Here is a 24,713-nt window from a genome sequence, read left to right as displayed (position 1 = left end):
CGCCGCGGAATGCACCACCGCACATGAAAGGAACGACATGAGACACAGCACTCGCCGCATGCTCACGGCCGCCTCACTCGCCGCCGTCGGCGCCCTCGTTCTCGCCGCCTGCTCGGGGGGCGATAGCGACGCGGAGCCGGCCGCCACCGGCGACGACGAACTGACGTCGGTGAAACTGCAGTTGCAGTGGCTGCCCCAGGGGCAGTTCGCCGGCTACTTCGCCGCCGTCGACCAGGGCTTCTTCGAAGAGGAAGGACTGGACGTCGAGATCATCCCCTCCGGCGGCGACATCGTGCCGCAGGACGCGCTCGCGAACGGCGACGTCGACTATGCGATCGCGTGGGTCCCGAAGGTTCTCGGATCCATCGAGGCCGGCGCGAACCTCACCAACATCGCGCAGATCTTCCAGCGGTCCGGCACACTGCAGGTCTCGTGGGCAGACTCCGGCATCGACTCGGTCGCCGACTTCGAGGGCAAGAAGATCGGCTCCTGGGGCTTCGGCAACGAGTGGGAGATCTTCGCCGCGATGGCGGCCGAGGGGCTCGACGCCTCGACGGTCGAGATCATCACGCAGGACTTCAACATGAACGCCTTCCTGCAGGGCGACATCGACGCCGCGCAGGCGATGACCTACAACGAGTACGCGCAGCTGCTCGAGACCGTCGACCCCGACACCGGCGAGCTCTACACGCCCGATGACTTCAACGTCATCAGCTACGAGGACACCGCCGGCGCGATGCTGCAGGACGCGATCTGGGCCGACACCGAACGCCTCGAGGGCGACACCGAGTACCAGGAGACGACGGTCGCCTTCCTGAAGGCCGTCATCAAGGGCTGGGCGTACGCGGCCGAGAACCCCGAAGAAGCGTCCGAGATCACGATCGCGGCCGGTTCCGGATGGGGACCGAGCCACGAGCTCTGGATGGTCAATGAGACGAACAAGCTCATCTGGCCGTCCGAGGGCGGGATCGGCGTGATCGACGAGGCCGCCTGGGACAAGACGGTCGCCGGCGCCCTCGCCGCGGTCAACGAGACCGGCGCCCACCTCATCACCGAGGAGCCGCCCGCCACGGCGTACTCCAACGAGTGGATCCAGAAGGCTCTCGACGAGCTCGCGGACGCGGGACTCGACCTCACCGGGGCGGACTTCGCCCCGATCGACGTCACGCTCACGGAGGGCGGGGCGTAACACCGAAGCCGGGGCGGGGTGGCCATCAGGGCCACCCCGCCCCGCACCGTGTCACCCGGATGCGGCGGATACGCTGGTCCGCATCCGCTTATCGCGCCGGATCCGCCGGCCCGACCCCGCAGATCGGAGGTTCCCATGTCTACCCAAGCCGCGCTCCCCACCTACGAGCAGAAGGCCATCGTCGGCGAACCCGAGGTCGTCGAGGACGAGGTCATCCCGGCGCTCGCGGCAGACGTGGAGAACGATCCGGCCTGGCTCGCTCTCAAGGACGCCGCCGTCGCACTGCAGCAGCTGCAGGCCGCCGACGGATCGGTTCCCGAGGAGCACGACGGACCCGCCGCGCGCCGGCACGTCGACACGCTCGTCGCCTCGGTGCGTGCGCTCGCTCCGCGCTTCCCGCACGATGCCGCCTACCTCGACGCACTGGTCGGCGACCTCCTGCGCTGGTCGGCCGAGGGCTTCGGAGTTCCCGACTTCTTCGACGCTCTCGTCGCCTTCCAGCCGCAGCAGCACCGCGTCGACGGGCTGCGTCACCTGGTCGTCTTCCCGATGTACACGCAGAACGGCTCGAGCAATCGATTCGTCGAAGCCGTGCTCGTCGAAGTGATCTGGCCCGAGTTCATCGGCGCGCTCGAAACCGAGTACACCAACGGCCTGTTCGTGTCGCTCCGCCTGGTCGATTTCACGCCCGGGTACGACACGAACTCCGCCGTGCTGTTCCCGGAGACCGTGGCGATGCGCGAGGTGCCGACCTTCACGTGGGGCGCGATCTTCCAGGACCGCGAAGCCGCGCGCTACCGGCGCGTGGTGGCGGCCGCATCCGAGATCACGAAACTCGATCTGCCGGCCGACGCCGCGCGGATGCTGACCGACCAGGCGCTCACCGAGCGCACGTTCGTGATGTGGGACATCATCCACGACCGCACGCACATGCGCGGTGACCTGCCGTTCGATCCGTTCATGATCAAGCAGCGGATGCCGTACTTCCTCTACTCACTGGAAGAACTGCGGTGCGACCTGACGGCGTTCCGCGAGTGCGTCCGCATCCGCACGCGCCTGCAGGAGCGGGTCGATAACGGCGACGATCTCACCGCGGTGGAGCACGACATGCTCCAGCACGCGGTGCTCGTGCAGTACGCCGTGGTGTTCGACCGCATCTTCCGCTTCGCGATCACCGGCTCGCGCGTGCGCAACTACGACGGGCTCGGCGGTCAGCTGCTGTTCGCGTGGCTGCACCGCCACGAGGTGCTGCACTGGACCGACACGCGTCTCACGATCGACTGGGAGGCGATCCCGGATGCGGTCGTCGCCCTCGCCGACGCGATCGACCGGCTCTACTGGGAGTCGATCGACCGGCCGAAGACCGCGCACTGGCTCGCCGCGTACGACCTGGTGCGCTCGGTGCTGACGCCGCATCCGGCGTCGGTGTGGGCACGGGGACTCCCCGACGAGGTGCTCGCCGGTCCGCCGTCCGGGTTCACGAACGCGGTCCGCGAGGACGAGTTCCCGCTGTCGATGTTCTTCGAGGCGCTGGAGAAGAAGATGCGCCCCGTCATCGCGTCGACCGCCGGCATCCGCGGCGCCGACTGAGCCCCGCCGCCTCTCCGGCGTAGGAGATATCGCCAGGACAGGACGATGCAGGCCCGATCATCCTGTCCTGGCGATTTTTCCAGTCGGGCGGATGCGGCGGCGACGGCCCGGCGCCGCTCGTAGGCTGGAGACATGACGACCCTGCATGACACTGCGCTCCGCGGCTTCGCGTCCGACAACTACTCGGGCGTGCACCCCGACGTCCTCGCCGCGATCGCGGCCGCGAACGGCGGACACCAGAGCGCGTACGGCGCGGACGAGTACACCGCCCGGCTGCAGGAGGTCGTGACGGCGCACTTCGGTGCGGGCGCGGAGGCATCCCCCGTCTTCAATGGCACCGGCGCGAACGTCACGGGTCTCCAGTCGATGCTGCCGCGCTGGGGCGCGGTGATCGCGGCGGCGACCGCGCACATCAACGTGGACGAGGGCGGCGCGCCCGAGCGGGTCGGCGGGATGAAGCTGCTCACCGTGCCGTCGGAGGACGGCAAGCTGACGCCCGAACTCGTCGACCGCGAGGCCTGGGGATGGGGCGACGAGCACCGCGCGCAGCCGTTGGTCGTGTCGATCACGCAGTCGACCGAGCTCGGCACCGTCTACACACCGGACGAGATCCGCGCCCTCGCCGACCACGCGCACGGACACGGGATGCGGCTGCACCTCGACGGTGCGCGAATCGCGAACGCGGCGGCATCGCTCGACGTTCCGCTGGCCGCCTTTACGCGTGACGCGGGCGTCGACGTGCTGAGCCTGGGCGGCACGAAGAACGGTGCACTCGGCGCCGAGGCGATCGTCGTGCTCGACCCGGAGGCATCCACCGGGCTCACCTACCTCCGGAAGCTCAACATGCAGCTCGCGTCGAAGATGCGCTTCCTCTCGGCGCAACTCGTGGCGCTGCTCGAGGGCGACCTCTGGCTGCAGAACGCCCGGCACGCGAACTCCATGGCGCAGCGCCTCCGCGCGGGGGTCGAGGCGGGCCTCGCCGACGGGTCGGTGCAGGGCGTGACGTTCACGCAGCCGACGCAGTCGAACGGGGTCTTCGCGACACTGCCGGCGGGCGTGGCCGACCGGCTCCGCGAGAGCTTCCGTTTCTACGACTGGGATGCGCTCCGCCGCGAGGTGCGGTGGATGTGCTCGTTCGACACGACCGAGCAGGACGTCGACGCGTTCGTCGCCGCGATCGCCCGCGAGACCCGCACACCCTGACGTTCGGCGGGTCGGAGCGAGGTCAGCGGAGCGCGCCCACGGAGGCGAGACCGAGGCGGACGAGGGTGCCGCGACCGCCCTCCATCTCGGCGGCGAGAGCGTCGGATGCGGCCTCCTCCGGCTCCATCCACGTCACTTCGAGCGCATCCTGGCGCGGTTCGCACGTGCCCGTGACCGGCACGATGTACGCGAGCGAGATCGCGTGCTGGCGGTCGTCGTGGAACGCGCTGACCCCGGGCATCGGGAAGTACTCCGCGACCGTGAACGGGGTGGGCGAGGGCGGCAGCAGGGGGAACGCCATCGGACCGAGATCGTTCTCCAGGTGCCGGAACAGCGCGTCGCGGATGGTCTCGCCGTACCGCACCCGGCCCGACACGATCGAGCGCGTCATCTCACCGAGCGGGGTGGCGCGCAGCAGGATACCCACCTGCGTCACCGCACCGTTGCCGTCGGTGCGCACCGGGATCGCCTCGACGTAGACGATCGGCAACCGCCGACGCATCTCGGCGAGCTCGATATCGCTCAGCCACGCGGGGTTCGAGGCGCTGCCGGGCAGCGAACCGCCGGCGTTCTCACCGAGTCCGAGCGGATCGCGCGCGGCGCCGCCGTCGTCTTCGGGCTCGTTCGGGTCGGGATCGGGGGTACGCACCGGCATGTCTCCTGTATACCCCACCCCCTCGCTCGCCCGTGTCGCCACCCGATGTCAGGATGATGTCGTGATCCCCGCAGACACCCTCGACGACGCCGCCGTTCTCTGGTCGGACGGGCCGCGTGAGGGCAAACCTCTTCTCGTGCTCCTGCACGGGTACGGATCGGACGAGCGCGACCTGTTCGGCCTCGTGCCGCACCTGCCCGAGGCTTTCGCGATCGCCGCGGTCCGCGCACCGCTCGCGCCGCCGTGGCCGTCGCCGGGGTACTCGTGGTACCCGATCGACGGTCTCGACGGACGCTCGGCGCAGCCGACGACGGATGCGGCCGCGCGCCTGGTGGCGTGGATCGACGCGCACACGGATGCCGACACGATCGGTCTGCTCGGGTTCTCGCAGGGCGCGGCGGTCGCTCTGCAGGCGCTCCGTCTGCATCCGGAGCGCTTCGCGTTCGTCGTGGGCCTGAGCGGCTACGCGACGCCGGGGGCGCTGCCGGGCGACGCCGCGCTCGCGCAGACGCGTCCGCCGGTCTTCTGGGGGCGGGGCACGGCCGACACCGTCATTCCCGCACCGCTCGTCGCCCACACGATCGAATGGCTGCCCACCCACGCCGATCTGAGCGGGCGCGTCTACCCCGGTCTAGGGCACAGCGTGTCGGCCCAGGAACTGGCGGATGTGCGGCAGTTCCTCGATCTCCGACTGCAGGCGCAGGCCGCGGCTCCGCCTGCCGAGGGCGGCACTCCGCCGTCGAACGCGCAGGGCGATCCCTCATAGGAGGCGCATAGCAAGCGCATGGCGGCCGGCGAAGACCGTCGGTCAGGGTGAGGAGACGACGCAGATACTCGCTCCCCCGGAGGCCACCATGACCCGCATCCCCGTTCCCGAACAGACCCCGCAGGGCCCCGCCTACGAGGGCCGCCTGCTCGATCGTGCCGACGAGGAGGTCGTCGATCAGGGGGCGCCGTTCGACGTCCGCACCCTGATGAGTCGTCGCGGTGTCCTCAGCCTCGTCGGACTCGGTGCCGGCGTCGCCGTGCTCGCCGCGTGCACGCCCACCGCATCCGGCGCCAGCACGAGCGCATCCACCGCCACGACGGCTGCCGCGCCGTCCTCGTCCGCGACGGCCACGTCCTCGTCCGCGCTCCCCGTCGGCGAGATCCCCGACGAGACCGCCGGCCCCTACCCGGCCGACGGCTCGAACGGTGTCGACATCCTCGAACAATCCGGCATCGTGCGCAGCGACCTCCGTTCCAGCATCGACGGCGGCGCGACGGCGGCGGGCGTTCCGATGACCCTCACCCTCACGATCCTCGACACCGCGGGCGGCGACGTTCCGTTCACGGGGGCCGCGGTGTACGCGTGGCACTGCGACGCCGGCGGCGGGTACTCGATGTACTCGGACGGCCTGGAAGTCGTCACCTACCTCCGCGGTGTGCAGGTCGCGGATGCCGTAGGCGCGGTGACCTTCACCTCGATCTTCCCGGCCTGCTACTCGGGGCGCTGGCCCCACATCCACTTCGAGGTGTACCCGAGTGTCGACCGGATCACGGATGCGGCGAACGCGATCGCGACCTCCCAGGTCGCCCTGCCGCAGGATGCCTGCGACGCGGTCTACGCGCTCTCGGAGTACGACGGGTCGAGCCGCAACCTCGCCCAGGTCTCGCTCGACAGCGACAACGTCTTCGGCGACGACGGCGGTGCGCTGCAGCTGGCCACCGTCACGGGCGACGTCACGACGGGCTACGCCGTCTCGCTCGTCGCCCGCGTCGACACGACGACCACCCCGTCCCAGGCCGCGGCTCCGGCCGGCGGCGGCGGACGCTGACCCCACCCGTTCTGGAAAGGAAACCACCCATGCTGCAGAATCTCACCGGATGGCACGCGCTGATCATCCTCGCCATCGTGCTTCTCGTCTTCGGCGCGGCGAAGCTCCCCGCCCTCGCGAAGAGCGTCGGTCAGTCGGTCCGCATCCTGAAGACCGAGGCCGTCGACGCCGCACCCGCGCCCGTCGCCTCGCCCGCGGGTGACCCGTCCGACGCGCCGACCACCCGTACGACGCCGTCGCCCGGGCTCGCCCCGTGACCCCCGCCGCCGTCGCCGGGGCCGCCGGGACCGTTGCCGGGGAGACCGTTGCCGGAACGGAGGCGACCGAGCGCACCACCGGCGAGCGGATGCCGCTCGCCGCGCACGCCCGTGAAGCACGCACCCGGCTGACCCGCGCAACGGCGGCGCTCGCGATCGCGGTCGTCCTGGGGTTTGTCGCCTCCGACGGCATCCTCGACGTCCTGCGCGCCCCGATCGACCAGCTCGCCGAATCCCGCGCGGCGAGCCTCAACTTCGACAGTGTCACCGGGGCGTTCGACCTGCGCATCCGCATCGCGGTGGTCGCGGGGGCGGCGCTCTCGAGCCCGGTCTGGCTGTACGAGATCCTCGCCTACCTCGCCCCCGGCCTCACGCGCCGGGAGAAGAGGTACACCTTCGGATTCGTGTTCGCCGCACTCCCCCTGTTCGCTGCCGGATGCCTGACGGGGGTCGTGCTCTTCCCGCACATGGTCGAACTCCTCGCCGGGTTCGCATCCGCCGAGGACAGCTCCATCCTGCAGGCCTCGTACTACGTGGACTTCGTGATCAGGATCGTGCTGTGCACCGGCATCGCCTTCGTGCTGCCCGTTCTGCTGGTGGCTCTCAACTTCGCGGGGATCCTGCCCGCCCGGGCCATCGCGCACCGCTGGCGGATCATCGTCGTCGTGATCGTGCTGTTCAGCGCACTGGCGACTCCGGCGGCCGACGTGCTGTCGATGTTCTTCGTCGCGATCCCCGTGACCGCTCTGTTCGGCGGGGCACTCGGCATCGCGTTCCTCCGCGACCGGCGGGCGGCACGCGCCGCATCCGCGTCCCTCTGAAGGAGGCCACCGTGTTCGGACTGACGACCGAGAAGCTCATCCTCGTGGCGCTCGTCGCCGTGATCGTGCTGGGGCCGGCACGCCTCCCGGGTTACGCGCGACGCCTGGCCGACACCGTCCGCCTTCTGCGGTCGGCGCTCGAGACCGCTCGGCACCGCGCCGAGACGGAGACGGGCGTGCGGTGGGACCCGGAGCGGATGCGGGCGCTCGATCCGCGACGCTTCGACCCGCGGAGCGTCCTGCGCGACGCCCTCACCGCCGATCCGGTGCCGGCGGCCGCGTCCGGGGGCGCGACGCCGACTGCCGACCTCGCCGAGCGGGCACCGACGTCGAGCTCCGTCGCGGCCGAGACCGAGACCGAGACGGACCCCAGCGCCGTCGCGTACCGCATCCGGACGGTCGGTACGTCGGCTCACCCGAGGCGCGTCCGTGTTCCGGCAGACGCTCCGGATGCGGGTCAGCCGCGCCCGTTGTCCTTGCCGGCCGCGCCGGTGCCGATGCGCACACCGAACGTTCCGGGCTGACTCAGCGGCCCGTACTCGGGGTGGGAACGACGCTCGTCGCCGGCCTGTCGCGTCGTCGCCCGCGTCTCTTCGTCGTATCCGCCCGACCGGCGGGCCCGCCACATCCACGCGGCCGCGATGATCGCCACACCCGCGCCGACGATCACGCCGATGACCGCCGACTGGCTGACGAAGCCGAAGACAACTCCGACCGCCGCGGAGACGACGACCAGCAGGGCGATCTCTCCAGCGCGCCGCGCCATCGATCCGGACACGTTTCGGTTTTCCGTTCGCTTGTCCATTCATCCACGCTACGGGGGATGCCTGCGGCGCATAACCCCCTCGGCGGTCCGCACGCGCCCCGCCCACCGTGCGGGGAGCATCCAGCACGCTCATAGCTGCCGGAAATCTGCGCCAGGAATGCTGGGACTCCGCCCGCACGACCCGAGCCCTCGGAGACGACCATGAGCCGCATCCCCGAACCCGAACACACGCCTCGCGGCCCCGCATACGAGGGGCGATTGCTCGATCGCGCCGACGATGAGGTCGTCGACCAGGGGGCACCCTTCGACATCCGCACGGTGATGAGTCGGCGAGGAGTGCTGAGCCTGCTCGGCATCGGCGTGGGGGCGGCAGCGCTGGCGGCCTGTGCACCCGGCGTGTCCGCCGCACCGACCGGCTCAGCGGCGGCGAGCGCGTCCGGCTCGACCCGCACGGGATCGCCGACCACGGACGCCCTGCCCGCCGGGGAGATCCCCGAGGAGACGCCGGGGCCGTTCCCGGGCGATGGCTCGAACGGGCCCGACATCCTCGAGCAGTCCGGCATCGTCCGCTCCGACATCCGCTCGAGTATCGACGGCGGCGCCCTCGCTGTGGGCGTTCCGCTGACCCTGTCGCTCGTCCTGCTGGGCACCGCGAACGGCGACATCCCCCTCACGGGCGCCGCGGTGTATGTCTGGCACTGCGATGCCCAGGGCGGGTACTCGATGTACTCCGACGGCCTCGAGGACGTCACCTACCTACGCGGCGTGCAGACGGCGGATGCGGCGGGAACCGTGACGTTCACCACCGTCTTCCCGGGGTGCTACCCGGGTCGCTGGCCGCACGTGCACTTCGAGGTGTACCCGGACGTCGACGGGATCACCGATACGGCGAACGTCATCGCGACGTCGCAGGTGGCTCTACCCCAGGGGATCAGCGAGACGGTGTACGCGCTTCCGGACTACGACGGGTCTCGCGGCAACCTCGACGACATCTCGCTGTCCTCCGACATGGTGTTCCGCGATGACGGCGGCGCTCTCCAAATGGCGACTGTGGTGGGCGACGCGACGGCCGGCTACACCGCGACGCTCCGCGTCCGCGTCGACACCCGCACATCCGTGCGCTGATCCGTTCCGGGAGCCCGGCGATACCGATCCGATCGTCTGCCCGCAGCGCAATCCCGATCCCGGTGTCGGAGGCACCCGGGATGATGGTGGAGTGGACGACGTGCTGCACCGGTTCTCTCCTGCCACGCAGGACTGGTTCCGGAGCGCCTTCTCGGCGCCGACTCCCGCGCAGGCCGGCGCCTGGCAGGCGATCTCGCAAGGACGCCACGCTCTCGTCGTCGCCCCGACCGGATCAGGAAAGACCCTGTCGGCGTTCCTCTGGGCGATCGACAGCGTGTTCCGCGAGCGACAGGCCGAGCCCGAGCCGGCCGTCGCGCCCCCGCGTCGTGGCGGCGCCGCGACGAAGGTCGAACGCGACAGCGAGCGCACCCGCGTTCTCTACATCTCCCCGCTCAAGGCCCTCGGCGTCGACGTCGAGCGCAACCTCCGCTCGCCGCTCGTCGGCATCGGGCACTCCGCGCGACGGCTCGCGATCCCGGCGCCCCAGGTGACGGTGGGCGTCCGCTCCGGAGACACCCCGTCGTCCGAGCGTCGAAAGCTCGTGTCCGACCCGCCCGACATCCTGATCACGACGCCCGAATCGCTGTACCTGATGCTCACGAGTCAGGCGAAAGAGACGCTCCGGGGCGTCCGCACCGTCATCATCGACGAGGTGCACGCCGTCGCCGCCACCAAACGCGGCGCGCACCTCGCCGTCAGCCTGGAACGACTCGACGCCCTGCTCGAAAAGCCGGCGCAGCGCATCGGACTCTCGGCGACCGTCCGGCCGATCGACGAGGTCGCACGGTTCCTCGGCGGCTCGGCGCCCGTCGACATCGTGGCCCCGCGGGCGACGAAGACATTCGATCTGACGGTCGTCGTGCCGGTCGACGACATGCTGAACCCCCCTCCGGCACCGGGTGAGACCCCGCCGCCCACGCGTCCCGCCGCCACGACCGGCGACGATGACGGCGACGGCGACTGGTTCGCCCCGGCAGCGCCACGGCCCGAGAGCACCGAGATGACCGGCTCGCTCTGGCCGCACGTCGAAGAAGCGATCGTCGACCGCATCCTGCAGCATCGCTCGACCATCGTGTTCTCGAACTCGCGTCGCCTGGCCGAACGGCTGACCGCCCGCCTCAACGAGATCTACAGCGAGCGGATGGGGCTCGATCTGCCCGAGGCGACCGTTCCCGCCGCGCAGATGTCACAGGCCGGTGCCACGGCCGGCGCCGATCCCGTGCTCGCGAAGGCGCATCACGGGTCGGTGTCGAAAGAGCAGCGGGCGATCGTCGAAGACGAGTTGAAGTCCGGCGTGCTCCGGTGCGTCGTCGCCACCAGCAGCCTCGAGCTCGGCATCGACATGGGCGCCGTCGACCTCGTCATCCAGGTCGAATCGCCGCCGTCGGCCGCGTCGGGTCTGCAGCGCATCGGACGCGCCGGGCACCAGGTCGGCGAGACCAGCCGGGCCGCTCTCTTCCCCAAGCATCGCGGAGACGTGCTGCACACGGCGATCGTCACCGAACGGATGCTGGCGGGTCAGATCGAGGCCGTTCGTGTGCCGCAGAATCCCCTCGACATCCTCGCCCAGCAGACCGTCGCGGCCTGCGCACTGGGCGCGATCGAGGTCGAGGACTGGTTCGAGACCGTGCGCCGCAGCGCGCCCTTCCGGACGCTCCCCCGCTCGGCGTACGAGGCGACACTCGATCTGCTGGCCGGACGCTTCCCCTCCGACGAGTTCGCCGAGCTGCGGCCGCGGCTCGTCTGGGACCGCGACCAGGGCACGCTGACCGGGCGTCCCGGCGCCCAGCGGATCGCGGTCACGAGCGGCGGCACCATCCCCGACCGCGGCCTCTTCGGGGTCTTCGTGGCCGGGGAATCGCAGAACGCCCGCGTCGGCGAGCTCGACGAGGAGATGGTCTACGAGTCGCGCGTCAACGATGTCTTCACCCTCGGCACAACCAGCTGGCGGATCGTGGAGATCACGCACGACCGGGTGAACGTGCTGCCCGCGTTCGGGCAACCGGGCAAGGTGCCGTTCTGGCACGGCGACGGCATCGGTCGGCCCGCCGAGCTGGGCGAAGCGCTGGGCAAGTTCTCGCGCGAGGTCGCCGCCGCCGAACCCGCGAAAGCGCGGCAGCGCCTCACCGAGGCGGGTCTCGACGACCGGGCCCAAGACAATCTGCTCGCCTACCTCGCCGAGCAGATCGAGGCGACCGGCTCCGTTCCGAGCGACCGCCAGCTCACGGTCGAGAGAAGCCGTGACGAGGTCGGGGACTGGCGGGTCATCCTGCATTCCCCGTACGGCATGCAGGTGCATTCGCCGTGGGCGCTGGCGGTCAACGCCCGCATCCGCGAACGCCTCGGAGTCGAGGGCTCCGCGGTCGCGAGCGACGACGGCATCATCGCCCGCATCCCCGATGCGACGGCCGAGCCCCCGGGGGCCGAACTCTTCGTGTTCGACGCCGACGAGCTCGAACAGATCGTCACCGACGAGGTGGGCGGCTCCGCGCTGTTCGCGTCGCGGTTCCGCGAGTGCGCGGCGCGCGCGCTGCTGATGCCCCGCACGAACCCGAACCGCCGCAGCCCGCTCTGGCAGCAGCGCCAGCGGTCGGCGCAACTGCTCGAAGTCGCGCGGCGGCATCCGACGTTCCCGATCATCCTCGAGACCCTCCGCGAGGTGCTGCAGGACGTCTACGACCTGCCCGCGCTCACCCGGATCGCCCGCCAGATCGCCGACCGCCGCATCCGGCTCGTCGAGACCACGACCTCGCAACCCTCGCCCTTCGCGCGGGATCTGCTCTTCGGCTACGTAGGCGCGTTCATGTACGAGGGCGATTCGCCGCTCGCCGAACGGCGCGCGGCCGCGCTGTCGGTCGACCCGGGGCTGCTGTCGGAGCTGCTCGGCAAGATCGAAATGCGGGAGCTGCTCGACCCCGCCGTCATCGAGCAATTCGAACGCGAGGCGCAACGCCTCGACCCCGACCGCCGGGTGAAGGGCGTCGAGGGCGTCGCCGATCTGCTGCGCATCCTGGGGCCGCTGTCCGACGACGAGATCGCCGCGCGCCTGCGCGCGGAGGTCTCCGTGGAGGCCGCGACAGACAGCGACGTCGAGACGCCGTCGGCGTCGGCTCCGGCGCCGCTCGAGGTCGCGTCCGCGCACGCGGAGGCGCTCGTGCAGGCGCGTCGCGCCATCCGCGTGTCGATCGCAGGCACCGTCCGCCTGGCGGCGATAGAAGACGCCGGGCGCTTGCGCGATGCGCTCGGGGTCGCCCTCCCGGTCGGACTCCCGCAAGCCTTCCTGGAGCCGTTCCCGGATCCGTTCGGCGACCTCGTCGCCCGGTACGCGCGCACGCACGCCCCCTTCACAGCGGATGCCGTCGCCGATCGTTTCGGGGTCGGGGTGGCCGTGGCGCGCCACACTCTGCAGCGCCTCGAGGGCGCCGGCCGCATCACGAGCGGTTTCTTCCTCCCGGAAGCGCGGGCCCTTCGCCCCGACGAGACGGAGTGGTGCGACACCGAGGTGCTCCGGCGGCTCCGGATGCGGTCGCTCGCCGCCATCCGCGGCTCGGTCGAGCCCGTGCCTCCCGACGGATTCGCGCGGTTCCTGCCCAGTTGGCAGCACCTCACCCGACCGCTCGACGGCATCGATGGCGCGCTGGCCGTGATCGAGCAGCTCGCGGGCGTGCCCATCCCGGCCAGCGCGTGGGAGTCCCTCGTGCTGCCCTCTCGGGTGCGCGACTACTCCCCCGCGATGCTCGACGAGCTCACCGCGACGGGCGAGGTCGTGTGGGCCGGGCACGGTTCGCTTCCGGGTCGTGACGGCTGGATCTCGCTGCATCCGGCCGACACCGCACCCCTCACGCTTCTGGTACCCGAAGACGACATCCCCGCGGACTCCCTCGATGCGCGGGTGCTCGACGCGCTCGCGGCCGGCGGAGCGTACTTCGCGGCGCAGGTGCGCACCCTCGCGGGCGCCGAGAACGAGCAGTCCGTGGTCGAGGCGCTCTGGCGTCTGGCGTGGGCGGGCCGGGTGACCAACGACACCTTCGCTCCGGTCCGGGGCCTGCTCGCCGGAGGATCGCAGGCGCATCGCGTGACCCGTCGGGCCCCGCGCGCGCGGATGTTCCGCGGCACCTCTCTGCCGCGGCCGACCGCACCCGCCCGGCCCGCGTCGGTCGGCGGACGCTGGTCGGCACTGCCCGTTGCCGAGTCCGACCCGACTCTTCGCGCGACCGCCGCCGCGAGCCTTCTCCTCGACCGCTACGGCGTCGTGACCCGCGGTTCGGTGCAGAGCGAGGGTCTGCCGGGCGGCTTCGCGCAGGCGTACCGGATGCTGTCGGGTTTCGAAGAGGCCGGCCACTGCCGTCGCGGGTACCTGATCGAGAAGCTCGGCGCCGCGCAGTTCGCGGCCTCCGCCACGATCGACCGGCTGCGAGAGTTCGCCGCGGTCGCCGATCCTCCGCCGCGCGCAGCGCGCACCCTCGCCGCGACCGACCCGGCCAACCCCTTCGGGGCAGCGCTTCCGTGGCCCGCACTCGAGGGCAGCAAGCACCGGCCGGGGCGGAAGGCCGGCGCGCTGGTCGTCGTGGTCGACGGCGCGCTCGTGCTGTATCTCGAGCGCGGCGGCAAAACGGCGCTCGCCTTCAGCGACGACGAAGAGGTGCTGACCGCTGCCGCCGCAGACCTCGTGGCGACGGCCCGTGCGCGCTCGCTCGACACGCTGACGATCGAGCAGGTCAACGGGGCGTTCGTGATCGGCGCCGATATGGGGCGGATGCTGCGCAGCGCCGGATTCGTCGAATCGCCGCGCGGCATGACGCTCCGCCGCCAGACCGCGGGCGACGCGGCCCGCGCGTCGCGCGAGAGCACGGGCGGCGCGCGTGCCTGAGGGCGACACCGTCTACCGGGCCGCCCAGCGGTTGCATGCGGCTCTCGCCGGTCACGAGGTCATCCGCTTCGACCTGCGTGTGCCGAAGGTCGCGACGATCGACCTCCGCGGTGAGACCGTCCATGCGGTCATCCCCCGCGGCAAGCACATCCTCGCGCGGATCGGGGGCCTCACCCTGCACTCGCATCTGAAGATGGAGGGCGAGTGGCACGTCTACCCGCCCGGTGCCCGCTGGCGAAAGCCCGCGCATACCGCGCGCGCCATCATCGGCGTCGACACCGCGGATGCGGTCGGCTTCGATCTCGCCATGATCGATGTCGTGCCGACCGACCGCGAGCACGAGCTGATCGGCCACCTCGGTCCCGATCCCCTCGGATCCGACTGGACTCCCGCATCCGCCGCCGACGCCGCCGCGCATCTCGCCCGCGACGAGCGCCCCGCCCACGTCGCGATCCTCGACCAGCGCAACGTCGCCGGGTTCGGCAACGTGTACGCGAACGAGTTGCTGTTCGTGCGCGGCATCGCGCCCACGACGCCCGCATCCGAGGTCGACACGGTCGGACTCATCGAGACCGGGGTGCGGATGATCCGCGCGAATCGCGACCGCTCGGCGCGCACGTTCACGGGCGAGGACCGCCCGGGCCGCAGGTTCTGGGTCTACGGGCGCACGGGCCAGCCGTGCCGCCGGTGCGGCACCCGTATCCGCGAAACCTCGCTGGGCGCGAACGCGACGTCGGAGCGCAACGTGTTCTGGTGCCCGCGCTGCCAACCCGCGCGCGACACGTCACAATCTCGCGCATGAGCAACGCACGGTCAACGACCCGTGTTCTGCGTATCGCGCTGTGGTGTGCCCTCCTGGGTTTCATCGGCGCACTCGCCAGCCAATACATCGAGACGCGAGGAAGCGCTGCGTACCAGTGCGGCTTCGAGGCTCCGGAAGGGGCCGCCCAGTCCGAGATCGCCCTCGTCTCCTCGCGGGTTTCCGCCTGGCCGATCGGGCGTTCGTGCACCTGGGTCATGGAAGCCGGGGGAACCACGACGGTTCACTCGGAGTGGACGGCGACCACCGTCGCTGTGATCGCGACCGGAACGTGCCTGCTTGTCGCGGGTGCGTTCGCATACCTCGCTTGCCGCCGCCGCGCGCCGCGCCTGTGGTGGTGGGTCGCTCTGGGCCTGATCGCTCCCACGGCCACGTGGCTCATTCTCACCACGACCGCATCGATATTCGTCTACACGTTGCCGTGAGCGCGGCACTTCCGAGAGTGAGAACAGTGGATCACTTCGTCGGACGCGCCGGCGAGAAGACCCGGAGCTGAGCGGCGGTCAGTGCCCGATGTACCGGCCCGGACGGTGATTCAACGCGAGCACCACGTTCAACAGCACCGCACCGGCCGCGCTCAGCAGCACCGCGGGCCAGGGCAGCACGAAGAGCGCCGCGATGATGATCACGAGGTCGACGGTCAGCTGGGTCCACCCGGCGCGGAAGCCGGTGCGCTCCTGCACGACGAGGGCGATGATGTTCACGCCGCCGAGACTCGCCCGATGGCGGAACAGGATGAGGAGCCCGACGCCCGCGAGCAGGTTGCCGGCGATCGTGCCGTAGATCGGCTGCAGCTCGTCGATCCGGAACAGCGCGTGGTGCAGCACCGAGAACGCGGAGACGAGCGCGATGGACACCGCCGTGCGGAGGGTGAAGCTCCAGCCCTTCTTCCAGATCGCGAGTGCCGCGAACGGCAGGTTGACGACCGCGAAGATCAGCCAGAACGGCCATTCGGTCGCGTAGTCGATGAGCAGGGCGATGCCTGCGGTGCCGCCGGTGACCGCGCCGCTCGACTGCAGCAGGTAGAGGCCGAGCGAGGCGACGAACGTGCCCGTGAGCAGCCCGAGCACGTCTTCCGGGATGCTGTGCGCCGTGCTCTTGTCGTCGAAAACGAGGGTCGCGGCAGTCTCGGGATGCGGCTCCGGGGAGGGGTTCGTCACGGTACCCATCGTCTCATTCCCCGTACGCCGCGACGCGCGCACCCACGTGCCGCCGGGCCCGCACCGCATCCGCATGCCCACCAGGGGAAAACGCCGTGCGCGTGGAATCCGAAATACCTCCGGTGACGAATTACTCACGGGAATGGAAACGTGTCGGGACCGGTTCACTCATGTACTCGGTCCCGCAGGGGCCGGAGGAGGGCATCGTGGGTAAGAACTACATCGACATCGAGAACGACCGCGGTGAGATGCTGCGGTACCGCAAGCACATCAACGGCCGCGGGCTCGTCGCCAACGGCGCGAAGGTGCACCCGACCGCGTTCGTCGAAGCGGGCGCGTACATCGAGCCGGGCGTCCAGATCGCCGCGGGTGCTTTCGTCGGCCGTGGCGCCTGGGTCGAAAGCGATGTCGTCATCGGACCGAAGGCCCACATCGCACCGCACGCGCACATCGGCGCGAAGGCCCAACTCGGGCCGGGCGCGCAGATCGGTGTGCGCACGCAGATCGGCGAGGGCGCGAGTGTCGCGGGTGGGTCGCTGATCGGCGACGACCAGACCATCGCCGACGGCGAACGCGTCGCCACCGACCGCAAGGGTCTCCGCCTCGCTGCGTGAGACCGCGCCCGACCGCGTAGCCTGACGGGATGAGCGGACAGCGCGGCAAGGGGCGAGAACCGTCTCGCCGCGCGCCCGCGCGGACGCCCAAACCGGGTGCCGCACGCGCTCCGAAGCGTCCGACCCGGAGCGCGCCGGCCGCCAGACCGGCCTCTGCCCCCGAGCCCGCCGCCCCGCAGGGCCCCTTCCGGCTCGGCGCCATCCCGGGCGCGACCCCCGGCAAGTGGATCGACACGTGGCAGGAACGGATGCCGCGGAACCCCCTCGAACTCGTTCCCCTCGCCGTGGCGGGCCAGACCGAAGCCCTCCGCCGCGGCGACGTCGACGCGGCGATCGTGCGGCTGCCGATCCCCACCGGAGGACTCCACGTCATCGCCCTCTACGAGGAGCGTCCCGTCGTGATTTGCGCACGGGACTCGCACCTGACGGCCGTCGACGAACTCTCCGCCGCCGACCTCGAGGGCGAGGTGCTGATCACGCCGGTCGACGATGTGCTGTCGTTCGCCGCACCCGCGACGGTCGCGCCCCGTTTCGCGCCGCCGGAGACCACGGAAGAAGCCATCGCGGTCGTCGCCGCGGGAGTGGGCATCGTGGTCGTGCCGATGTCGCTGGCCCGCCTGCACCAGCGGAAGGACGTCGCGGTCCGCCCGCTCGTCGACGGCCCCGTCTCGCGCGTCGCTCTGGCCTGGGATGCGGAACGCACCGACCCGCTCATCGACACGTTCGTCGGGATCGTCCGGGGCCGCTCCGCGCGGTCCTCGCGCGGCTGACCGCGAACGTCACGGGCCGCGGCACCTAGACTTTCGGGATGGACTCCCGCCCGCTGCTGTACCTGTGCGTGCGTCCGGAGCAGCAGGCCGCCGTGGGCGAGTACGCGTCGTTCCGCGTTGCCATGGGCCTGGATGAGGAGTCCCTGCACGCCTGGGATCTCGTGTCCGACGCTCTTCCCGCGGACGCGCTGAAGCGCTACCGCGGTTTCGTCGTCGGCGGCAGCCCGTTCAACGTCGCCGAACCGGTGAAATCCGAGGGGCAGCGCCGGCTGGAGAGCGACCTCGAGCACGTCGCCGCCGCGGCCATCGCGTCCCGGACTCTCGCCATGTTCACCTGTTACGGCATCGGTGTGGTGACCCGGATGGGCGGCGGCGACGTCAGCCCCGACTACGCCGAGCCCACCGGCTCGACCACGATCGTCCTGACCGAGGCCGGCCGCCGCGACCCGGTGTTCGGGGTGCTTCCCGACCCCTTCGAGGCCTTCACAGCTCACAAAGAAGGGACGCTGCGACTCCCCGAGGGCGCGGTGCTGCTCGCCGCCAACGAGAGCTGCCCGGTCCAGGCCTACCGGCTGGGCGACGGGCTGTACGCGACGCAGTTCCACCCGGAGTTGACGCCGCAGGCCTTCACGGCTCGCATGGCGATCTATCGCGACGCGGGTTACTTCGAGGCATCCGAGTTCGATGCAGTGTCCGCTCGGGTGCTCGCCGCGCCCGTCGATGCCCCGGCGCGGATGCTGCGCGCGTTCGCTACGGCGTCCGTCGCAGCCGGCTGACGACGGTCACGGCGACGATCAGCACGGCCACGACGATCGCCGCGACACCGAGGACGGTGCTCTGCGGCTCGCCGCCGAGACGCCCGACGGCCACCCATGACAGTCCCCAGGCGAGCGCCGCCGCCGGCGCGAGCCGGCCACCGCTGAGCCACCCGAGCAGCGACCCGACGAGAGCGACGACGACGAGCACCACGAGGCCCCACACTTCGGCGCCGGCCACCCACTCCGGCGGCGCGATCTGCGTGAGCCACGCAGACACGTTCGCCACCGAAGCGAGCGTCACCCACCCGAGGTGGAGCCCCGTGACACCGTCGACGAGGATCGCGTCGAGGATGCTGCCGCGAGGCCGCTCGACGGTGCGGCGGAACACCACGCTGAGCGCCGCGAGCAGCAGGAAGATCGTGAGCACGGTGACGGGCAGCGTCGTGAACTGCGCCGCGACGAGCCACAGCCCGTTGAGCACCTCCGTCAGGGCGATGCCCCAGCCGAGCACGCGCTGACGCTCGTTGCGCCGTTGCGCGGGAAGCGCCTGCCAGATCGCGTAGGCGATCAGGCCCAGGTACACCAGCGACCAGATCGAGAACGCCGGTCCGGCGGGGGCGAGGAAAGAGCCGTCCTCGTCGAGCGCGCCGCCCTGGAGGTCCTGCACGGCCGTTCCGCCGAAGAGGCCCGTCCCCACCATCGCGGCGATCAGCATGAACACCGTCGCGGACAGGACGGTGATCTGACGAAGGAGGTCCCGGGGGGACGCGGCGGCGCTCATGCCCCCACGCTACGGATCGACGCGTTCCGACCCGTCGGGGCTTGACAGTCCCCGGCGGGTCGGCGGGTCGGCGGGTCGGCGGGGCGACGGCTCAGCGGCGGCTGGCCAGCACTCGCGCGGACTCGCGCTCGGCCTGCTCGTTCGGCTTTCCGGCCCGCGAGCCGGCGAGCTTCGCCCGGATGTGGTCGCCCACGGTGATGGGCGCGTAGAGGTCGGGGTGGTCGGCATCCACGCACGACGGCAGCGTCTCGATCACGGCGTCGACGTCGCCGTCGTGGAAGAACGCGGCGGACCGGCGGCGTTCGATCGTGCCGCCGATGACCGGCGGCTTCACGCGGTGCAGGGTCGACATCCAGCGCTCGTTCGTCCACCGGGCGGTCACATCGCCGAGGTTGATGAGCAGCGCGTCGTCGGCGGGTGAGACGTCGTTCCAGGAGCCGTCGGCACCGAGCACCTGCAGGCCCTTCACCTGGTCGGCCCACAGGATCGTCACGATCCCGTAGTCCGTGTGCTCCCCCATCCCGACGAGGTCTCCGTCGAGCGTCACGTCTGTTCCCGGCGGCAGGGCGTAGTTGTTCATCCGCATGACGTCGAGGGAGTGCCCCGTGCGCTCGGCGAAGAAGTCCGGGGCGAGCCCCAGCGCGTCGGCGAAGATGCGCGTCATCGTGCGCGCCACCCGCGCCGCCTCACCGAAGTAGGCCTGCACCTGCGCCTCGAACCCGTCGACATCGGGCCACAGGTTCTCCGCGTAGTCGGGCTGCGGGAGCGCGTCGGCATCCGGATAGTCCGCCTGCCCCGCCCCCACGTTGAAGGCCTCGAAGAAGTCGTTCATCCGGCTCGCCTGCTCCACACCGAGCGACAGGCTCAACGATTCGGACTTGGGCGGGCTGTAGCCGCGGTTGATCTGCGGCGGGGTGCGGTAGCTCTTCTTCTCCTCCAGGCTCAGCCCGAAGAACGCGTCCATCGCGCTCGTCAGGCCGTCGATGACGGCGTCCGGGATGCCGTGCCCGGTGATCTGGATGAAGCCGACCGTGCGGCAGGCATCGTCGATTTGACGGGCCACCTCCGCCCGCGCTTCGGGGGTTCCGCCCGTGATGTAGGGCGTGATGTCGACTGTGGGAACGTGGAAACTCATCGCAACTCCTCGATGGAGGTCGCCCCGAAGGGCAACCGTCGGATATCAGGCAGCCACTTCACGTGTGTCCCAGCAATGTCGGCGGTACCCTGCCGCGAGAGCTTTCGTTGACGCGAACGCTGAGGAGAGGTTAGAGCCCGGACGTTTCCTCCGCGTTACGGATGCCGAGGACCCACGACAGCGGCGGATTCCGGCGCGACGGTGACCGCCGCGTCCGCGATCGTCGCGTCGACCGTCGCGAGCAGCACGACGTCATCGTTCTCGTCGAGCGGAACGACCCAGGGCTCGGCCGACAGGTTCACCAGCACCGCGAGCGCGCCGCGGCGCAGCACGAAGCGGCGGGCGTCGGGAGCCGCATCCGGGTCCGCCGTCTCGCCGCCCAACTGCCCGAAGGCGGGGTCGGTCAGTTCCGGACGCTCGCGGCGCAGCCGCGCGAGATCGCGGTAGAGCTGCAGGAGGCGCGCGTGCTCGCCGTCCGCTGCCTCGGACCAGTCGAGGACGGACCGTCGGAACGTTGCGGGATCCTGCGGATCGGGCACGATCGACTCGTCCCAGCCCATTTCGGCGAACTCCGCCGTGCGCCCCTTCCGCACCGCATCGCCGAGCCACTCCTCCGGGTGCGAGGTGAAGAACTGCCACGGCGTCGAGGCGCCCCATTCCTCGCCCATGAAGAGCATCGGCGTGCCGGGTGCGGTGAGCGTGAGCACCGCCGCCACCGCCAGTCGTTCGGGCGAGAGCGTCGCGGTCAGCCGGTCTCCGGCGGCGCGGTTGCCGATCTGATCGTGGTCCTGCGCGAACGTCACGAGACGCCAGGCCGGCACCTGCTCGGGGATCGGGTGGCCGTGATCGCGCCCGCGGAACGACGAGTAGGTGCCGTTGTGGAAGAACCCGTCGGCCCAGACCTTCGGGAGCGCATCGGGGTCGGCGAAGTCCGCGTAGTAGCCGACCGTCTCCCCCGTCAGGGCGACGTGCACCGCGTGGTGCCAGTCGTCGCTCCACTGCGCGGTGAGTCCGTAGCCGTCCGCCTCCCGAGGCAGGATGAGCGTCGGATCGTTCATGTCGGATTCGGCGATGAGCGTGAGCGGTCGCCCGAGGTGCGCAGAGAGGGCGTCGGATGCCTCGGCGAGTTCCCGCAGGATGTGCACGGGCTGCTCGTCGTGCAGGGCGTGCACCGCATCCAGCCGCAGACCGTCGACGTGGTACTCGCCGAGCCACATCAGCGCGTTCTCGACGATGTACGAGCGGACCGCCGCCTCGTCGAGGTTGACGGAATCGCCCCAGGTGTTGCGACTGCCCTCGCGCAGGTACGGGCCGTACTCGGGCAGGTAGTTGCCGGAGGGACCGAGGTGGTTGTAGACGACGTCCTGGATGACGGCGAGCCCCGCGGCGTGCGCGGCGTCGACGAAGCGCACGTAGGCCTCGGGGCCGCCGTACGCCTCGTGAACCGTGTACCAGAGCACTCCGTCGTAGCCCCAGTTGTGCACGCCGTTGAACCCGTTCACGGGCAGTAGCTCGACGTGCGTCACGCCGAGTTCGACCAGGTGTCCGAGCCGTTCGATCGCGGCGTCGAGGGTGCCGTCGGGAGTGAACGTGCCGATGTGCAGCTCGTAGACGAGACCGCCGGCGAGCTGCCGGCCGGTCCAGGCACCGTCGCGCCACGAGAACGCGGCAGCATCGACGTACGCCGATGGTCCGTGCACACCCTCGGGCTGCCGACGTGAACGCGGGTCGGGGCGCAGATCACCGTCGTCGAGCACGAAGCCGTAGCGCTCGCCATCCGCGAGATCGACGTCGGCGCGCCACCATCCGTCCTCCGCGGCGCGCAGTTCGACGTCGGCGCCCTCCGCGTCAAAATCCGGCGCGTCGGCGCCCGCCACGCGCCGCATCCGAACCCGCTCCGCCTTCGGTGCCCAGACCTCGATCATGCGTGTTCTCTCTCCCCCGCGCTCGGCGGTCCGTTTCGTGCTGTTCTGATGCGGGTGCGCTGTGGTGCGGGTGCGCGTTCTGTGCGACGGAAAGCCGGCGCGGGGTCAGGACTCGCGCGTGAGCAGGGCGACGGGGTAGCGCTGCAGCAGGTCGGTGAGCGCGAACGCGCCGCCCGTGACACGTCGTCCGGTGAACGCGTCGCGCCACTGCCCCGCAGGCAGCAGGGCGATCGTGTCGTCCCATCCGCCGCGCTCCGCGAGCCCGACCGGCAGGCGGGTCGCCACGGCGATCGCCCCGCCGCGGTCGAACGCGACGGCGTGCTGCGCGGCGGCGCCCGTCACCGTCACGGGCGTGTACCGATCGAAGAGCTCGGGCCGATCGCGCCGGAGCCGAAGCGTCCGTGACGTCACCAGCAGCTTGGCCGCGCCCGATTCGTCGATCGCCGGCAGATCACCGGACGCGATGCCCGCATCGATCTCCGCGAGCAACTCGGCGCGCAGCGCGAAGTCGACCGGGCGACGGTTGTCGGGGTCGACGAGCGACTGCTCCCAGAGTTCGGAGCCCTGGTAGACGTCGGGCACGCCGGGGCCGGCGAGCTGCAACACTTTCGCCGCGAGCCCGTTCGACCACCCGGCGGCCTGGATCTCGGCGACGAAGGACTCGAGGATCGGCCGGGCAGGGCCGTGGGCGGCATCCACGAGGGCGTGCATGCGCGCCTCGAACTCCGCATCCTGATCCCACCAGCCGGTGGCCTCGGCCGCTTCGCGCGCGGCCTTCTCAGCGTAGGCGTGCAGGCGATCGGATGCGGCCGGCCACGCGCCGACGACTGCCTGCCACAGCAGGGAGTCGAAGGGGCCGTGTCCGGTCGAGGCGACGGCGCGGAGCTCACCGAGCACCTCGGCCCAGCGCTCCGGGATCTCGGCCAGCACATCGAGGCGGGCGCGGACGTCTTCGCCGCGCTTCGTGTCGTGCGTGGAGAGGGCTGTCATCGCCGCGGGCCACGCGGCCTGCCGTCGCATCTGCTCGTCGTGGAATGTCTCGACCGGGATCGCGAACACCGCGGGGTCTCCGCCCACCTCGGTCAGCGAACCGAGGCGCGTGAAGCGGTAGAACGCGGTGTCCTCGACGCCCTTCGCCATGACGGGCCCGGTCGTCTGCTGGAAACGCTGCGCGGCCTCCTCGGACGGGTCCGCGAGTACCGGCTCGAGGGCGGCGATCGCGCCGGCGAGGTCGGGGCGCCGGGCCGCTGCATCCGCGAGCGCAACGGTGAGCTGCTCGCGTCCGGCGGGGAGGTAGGAACGGTAGACCGGGAACGACGCGAGGATCTCGGCGAGCGCGTCTTCCGCGTCGTCGATCGGATGCGGAAGCAACCGCACGAGGCGACGGATCTCGGCCACCTGGATCGTGTCGGCGATCATGCGCTTGGTCGTGTGGATGAGGTCGGTCCAGCTCTGGCCGGGAGCGACACCGGTGCCTTCCCGCAGCTGCGCATCGAGGCGATCGAGCGCGCCTTCGCCGGCGGGGTCGACGAGGACGCGGTCGATCACGCCGAGCGCGTCGTACCCCGTCGTACCGTCGGTCGCCCACCAGGACGGCAGGCTCTCGCCGTGCTCGAGGATCTTCTCCACCAGCGTGTACACCCGACCGGATGCCTCGGCCAGCTGGTCGAGATAGCCGCCCGGGTCGCGGAGACCGTCGGGGTGATCGATGCGCAGGCCGTCCACGAGCCCCTCGCGCACCCACCGCAGGATCTCGGTGTGCGTCGCCTCGAAGATCTCGGGCAGTTCGACGCGCACACCGGCGAGCGTCGTCACGGCGAAGAACCGCCGGTAGTTCAGATCGGTCGCCTCGGTGCGCCAGAAGGCCAGCGTGTAGTGCTGGCGACCGAGCACCTCGAGTGGTGCGCCGACCGCTCCCGGATCGATGCCGTCGAGCGACCCCGGGGCGAGGGGGAAGGCATGCTCGAAGTAGCGCAGCAGACCGTCCGGAGCGTCGTCTGCCGGCGCGGTGTCAAGAGTGAGATCGCTCGCGACCTCCTCGAGCGGAGCGCCCAGCACGGGCACGAGCACGCGCCCGCCGCCCGCATCCCAGTCGATGTCGAACGCGGCCGCGTGCGCCGACCCGCGCCCGAGACGGAGCACGTCCCACCACCACGGGTTCTCGCGCGGTGCGGAGATGCCCATGTGATTCGGCACGATGTCGACGAGCACGGGAAGACCCGCCTCGTGCGCGGCAGCCGAGAACGCCGCGAGACCGGCCGCGCCGCCGCGCGCGGGGTCGACGCGGCTCGTGTCGACGACGTCGTAGCCGTGGTCGGACCCGGTCGTCGCCTGCAACAGCGGCGACAGGTACGCCCACGAGACACCCAGATCGCGCAGGTACGGCACGACCTCGGTCGCCGCATCCAGGTCGAACGACGGTCGGATCTGCAACCGGTAGGTCGAGAGAGGCCGCAC

22 protein-coding genes are annotated in these 24,713 nt (G+C 71.0%); 15 read left to right on the top strand and 7 right to left on the bottom strand.

From position 1 onward, the window contains the following. Positions 1-37 precede the first annotated feature (37 nt). The 3 genes from LQ938_RS02060 to LQ938_RS02050 all read left to right on the top strand — a co-directional run bounded on the left by LQ938_RS02060 (position 38) and on the right by LQ938_RS02050 (position 3,982). Complete coding sequence (locus LQ938_RS02060; protein ID WP_228361098.1) at positions 38-1,189, top strand: ABC transporter substrate-binding protein; 1,152 nt, start codon at positions 38-40, stop codon at positions 1,187-1,189. 135 nt (positions 1,190-1,324) lie between these two features. Then, on the top strand, positions 1,325-2,779 hold the full coding sequence (locus tag LQ938_RS02055; protein WP_223722407.1) for a DUF6421 family protein: 1,455 nt from the start codon (positions 1,325-1,327) through the stop codon (positions 2,777-2,779). Positions 2,780-2,911: 132 nt separating this feature from the next. Next, a complete protein-coding gene (locus tag LQ938_RS02050) occupies positions 2,912-3,982 on the top strand; it encodes a threonine aldolase family protein (RefSeq protein WP_223722406.1) in 1,071 nt (356 codons plus the stop codon). A gap of 22 nt (positions 3,983-4,004) precedes the next feature. Here LQ938_RS02050 and LQ938_RS02045 read toward each other — a convergent pair whose 3' ends face one another. Then, positions 4,005-4,637: an NUDIX hydrolase family protein gene (locus LQ938_RS02045; RefSeq protein WP_223722405.1), complete on the bottom strand. Its 633-nt coding sequence runs from the start codon at positions 4,635-4,637 to the stop codon at positions 4,005-4,007. Between the two features lie 61 nt (positions 4,638-4,698). Between LQ938_RS02045 and LQ938_RS02040 the strand changes: the two genes are divergently transcribed. The 5 genes from LQ938_RS02040 (at position 4,699) to LQ938_RS02020 (ending at position 8,056) form a co-directional block, all read left to right on the top strand. Beyond that, a complete protein-coding gene (locus tag LQ938_RS02040) occupies positions 4,699-5,403 on the top strand; it encodes an alpha/beta hydrolase (protein ID WP_374197473.1) in 705 nt (234 codons plus the stop codon). An 88-nt stretch (positions 5,404-5,491) separates the two neighbouring features. Beyond that, a complete protein-coding gene (locus tag LQ938_RS02035; protein WP_223722404.1) occupies positions 5,492-6,454 on the top strand; it encodes an intradiol ring-cleavage dioxygenase in 963 nt (320 codons plus the stop codon). A gap of 29 nt (positions 6,455-6,483) precedes the next feature. Beyond that, positions 6,484-6,711 (top strand): Sec-independent protein translocase subunit TatA/TatB, encoded by a 228-nt coding sequence (locus tag LQ938_RS02030; RefSeq protein WP_223722403.1) that lies wholly within the window; start codon positions 6,484-6,486, stop codon positions 6,709-6,711. Beyond that, the gene (tatC, locus tag LQ938_RS02025; protein ID WP_308116159.1) at positions 6,708-7,532 is read left to right on the top strand and encodes a twin-arginine translocase subunit TatC; all 825 of its coding nucleotides are present in this window, start codon (positions 6,708-6,710) and stop codon (positions 7,530-7,532) included. Before LQ938_RS02030 ends, tatC begins: the two co-directional genes overlap by 4 nt. An 11-nt stretch (positions 7,533-7,543) precedes the next feature. Next, on the top strand, positions 7,544-8,056 hold the full coding sequence (locus tag LQ938_RS02020; RefSeq protein WP_223722402.1) for a twin-arginine translocase TatA/TatE family subunit: 513 nt from the start codon (positions 7,544-7,546) through the stop codon (positions 8,054-8,056). On the opposite strand, the gene LQ938_RS02015 is transcribed toward LQ938_RS02020, so the two are convergent. Further along, complete coding sequence (locus LQ938_RS02015; protein ID WP_223722401.1) at positions 7,990-8,337, bottom strand: hypothetical protein; 348 nt, start codon at positions 8,335-8,337, stop codon at positions 7,990-7,992. The genes LQ938_RS02020 and LQ938_RS02015 overlap by 67 nt on opposite strands. 162 nt (positions 8,338-8,499) lie before the next feature. Between LQ938_RS02015 and LQ938_RS02010 the strand changes: the two genes are divergently transcribed. The 4 genes from LQ938_RS02010 (at position 8,500) to LQ938_RS01995 (ending at position 15,538) form a co-directional block, all read left to right on the top strand. After that, positions 8,500-9,423, top strand: coding sequence for a dioxygenase family protein (locus LQ938_RS02010; RefSeq protein ID WP_223722400.1), 924 nt, complete (start codon positions 8,500-8,502; stop codon positions 9,421-9,423). A 91-nt stretch (positions 9,424-9,514) separates the two neighbouring features. After that, positions 9,515-14,293 carry an ATP-dependent helicase gene (locus LQ938_RS02005; RefSeq protein WP_223722399.1) on the top strand — a complete coding sequence of 1,593 codons (4,779 nt, stop codon included), beginning with the start codon at positions 9,515-9,517 and terminating at the stop codon, positions 14,291-14,293. Next, positions 14,286-15,095: a DNA-formamidopyrimidine glycosylase family protein gene (locus tag LQ938_RS02000; protein WP_223722398.1), complete on the top strand. Its 810-nt coding sequence runs from the start codon at positions 14,286-14,288 to the stop codon at positions 15,093-15,095. Before LQ938_RS02005 ends, LQ938_RS02000 begins: the two co-directional genes overlap by 8 nt. Beyond that, positions 15,092-15,538 (top strand): hypothetical protein, encoded by a 447-nt coding sequence (locus LQ938_RS01995; protein ID WP_223722397.1) that lies wholly within the window; start codon positions 15,092-15,094, stop codon positions 15,536-15,538. The genes LQ938_RS02000 and LQ938_RS01995 overlap by 4 nt, the downstream gene beginning before the upstream one ends. A gap of 78 nt (positions 15,539-15,616) precedes the next feature. Here the strand turns inward: LQ938_RS01995 and LQ938_RS01990 are convergent, their stop codons facing one another. After that, the gene (locus LQ938_RS01990) at positions 15,617-16,282 is read right to left on the bottom strand and encodes a YitT family protein (RefSeq protein ID WP_223722396.1); all 666 of its coding nucleotides are present in this window, start codon (positions 16,280-16,282) and stop codon (positions 15,617-15,619) included. Positions 16,283-16,479: 197 nt separating this feature from the next. Here LQ938_RS01990 and LQ938_RS01985 point away from each other — a divergent pair, with 197 nt between their 5' ends. Genes LQ938_RS01985 through LQ938_RS01975 form a run of 3 tightly spaced genes read left to right on the top strand, consistent with a single transcriptional unit; the run spans position 16,480 to position 18,433 of the window. Further along, a complete protein-coding gene (locus tag LQ938_RS01985; protein WP_223722395.1) occupies positions 16,480-16,887 on the top strand; it encodes a transferase in 408 nt (135 codons plus the stop codon). Positions 16,888-16,916: 29 nt separating this feature from the next. Then, on the top strand, positions 16,917-17,657 hold the full coding sequence (locus LQ938_RS01980; protein ID WP_223722394.1) for a LysR substrate-binding domain-containing protein: 741 nt from the start codon (positions 16,917-16,919) through the stop codon (positions 17,655-17,657). Between the two features lie 38 nt (positions 17,658-17,695). After that, entirely contained in the window at positions 17,696-18,433 is a 738-nt protein-coding gene (locus tag LQ938_RS01975; protein ID WP_223722393.1) for a glutamine amidotransferase-related protein, read from the top strand. Here LQ938_RS01975 and LQ938_RS01970 read toward each other — a convergent pair. The 4 genes from LQ938_RS01970 to treY all read right to left on the bottom strand — a co-directional run bounded on the left by LQ938_RS01970 (position 18,408) and on the right by treY (position 24,713). Next, positions 18,408-19,196: a tryptophan-rich sensory protein gene (locus LQ938_RS01970; protein WP_223722392.1), complete on the bottom strand. Its 789-nt coding sequence runs from the start codon at positions 19,194-19,196 to the stop codon at positions 18,408-18,410. The two genes, LQ938_RS01975 and LQ938_RS01970, sit on opposite strands and share 26 nt — an antisense overlap. A 91-nt stretch (positions 19,197-19,287) precedes the next feature. After that, a complete protein-coding gene (locus LQ938_RS01965; protein WP_223722391.1) occupies positions 19,288-20,331 on the bottom strand; it encodes an isopenicillin N synthase family dioxygenase in 1,044 nt (347 codons plus the stop codon). Positions 20,332-20,486: 155 nt separating this feature from the next. Beyond that, entirely contained in the window at positions 20,487-22,256 is a 1,770-nt protein-coding gene (treZ, locus tag LQ938_RS01960) for a malto-oligosyltrehalose trehalohydrolase (RefSeq protein WP_223722390.1), read from the bottom strand. 105 nt (positions 22,257-22,361) lie between these two features. Beyond that, on the bottom strand, positions 22,362-24,713 hold the full coding sequence (gene treY / locus LQ938_RS01955) for a malto-oligosyltrehalose synthase (RefSeq protein WP_223722389.1): 2,352 nt from the start codon (positions 24,711-24,713) through the stop codon (positions 22,362-22,364).

The sequence above is a fragment of the Microbacterium sp. cx-55 genome (assembly GCF_021117345.1).
GTDB lineage: Bacteria > Actinomycetota > Actinomycetes > Actinomycetales > Microbacteriaceae > Microbacterium.
The sequence above is the reverse complement of the archived record's forward strand: the minus strand, read 5'-3'. Positions and strand labels throughout refer to the sequence as shown.

What these genes read in the sequence shown, in the direction of transcription:
- LQ938_RS02045 (WP_223722405.1), bottom strand. Translation starts at nt 4,637, where the DNA reads ATGCCGGTGCGTACCCCCGATCCCGACCCGAACGAGCCCGAAGACGAC.
- LQ938_RS02050 (WP_223722406.1), top strand. Translation starts at nt 2,912, where the DNA reads ATGACGACCCTGCATGACACTGCGCTCCGCGGCTTCGCGTCCGACAAC.
- LQ938_RS01970 (WP_223722392.1), bottom strand. Translation starts at nt 19,196, where the DNA reads ATGAGCGCCGCCGCGTCCCCCCGGGACCTCCTTCGTCAGATCACCGTC.
- LQ938_RS01995 (WP_223722397.1), top strand. Translation starts at nt 15,092, where the DNA reads ATGAGCAACGCACGGTCAACGACCCGTGTTCTGCGTATCGCGCTGTGG.
- LQ938_RS01975 (WP_223722393.1), top strand. Translation starts at nt 17,696, where the DNA reads ATGGACTCCCGCCCGCTGCTGTACCTGTGCGTGCGTCCGGAGCAGCAG.
- LQ938_RS02060 (WP_228361098.1), top strand. Translation starts at nt 38, where the DNA reads ATGAGACACAGCACTCGCCGCATGCTCACGGCCGCCTCACTCGCCGCC.
- LQ938_RS02055 (WP_223722407.1), top strand. Translation starts at nt 1,325, where the DNA reads ATGTCTACCCAAGCCGCGCTCCCCACCTACGAGCAGAAGGCCATCGTC.
- LQ938_RS02035 (WP_223722404.1), top strand. Translation starts at nt 5,492, where the DNA reads ATGACCCGCATCCCCGTTCCCGAACAGACCCCGCAGGGCCCCGCCTAC.
- LQ938_RS01980 (WP_223722394.1), top strand. Translation starts at nt 16,917, where the DNA reads ATGAGCGGACAGCGCGGCAAGGGGCGAGAACCGTCTCGCCGCGCGCCC.
- LQ938_RS02015 (WP_223722401.1), bottom strand. Translation starts at nt 8,337, where the DNA reads ATGGACAAGCGAACGGAAAACCGAAACGTGTCCGGATCGATGGCGCGG.
- LQ938_RS02010 (WP_223722400.1), top strand. Translation starts at nt 8,500, where the DNA reads ATGAGCCGCATCCCCGAACCCGAACACACGCCTCGCGGCCCCGCATAC.
- LQ938_RS02030 (WP_223722403.1), top strand. Translation starts at nt 6,484, where the DNA reads ATGCTGCAGAATCTCACCGGATGGCACGCGCTGATCATCCTCGCCATC.
- treZ (WP_223722390.1), bottom strand. Translation starts at nt 22,256, where the DNA reads ATGATCGAGGTCTGGGCACCGAAGGCGGAGCGGGTTCGGATGCGGCGC.
- LQ938_RS01990 (WP_223722396.1), bottom strand. Translation starts at nt 16,282, where the DNA reads ATGGGTACCGTGACGAACCCCTCCCCGGAGCCGCATCCCGAGACTGCC.
- LQ938_RS01965 (WP_223722391.1), bottom strand. Translation starts at nt 20,331, where the DNA reads ATGAGTTTCCACGTTCCCACAGTCGACATCACGCCCTACATCACGGGC.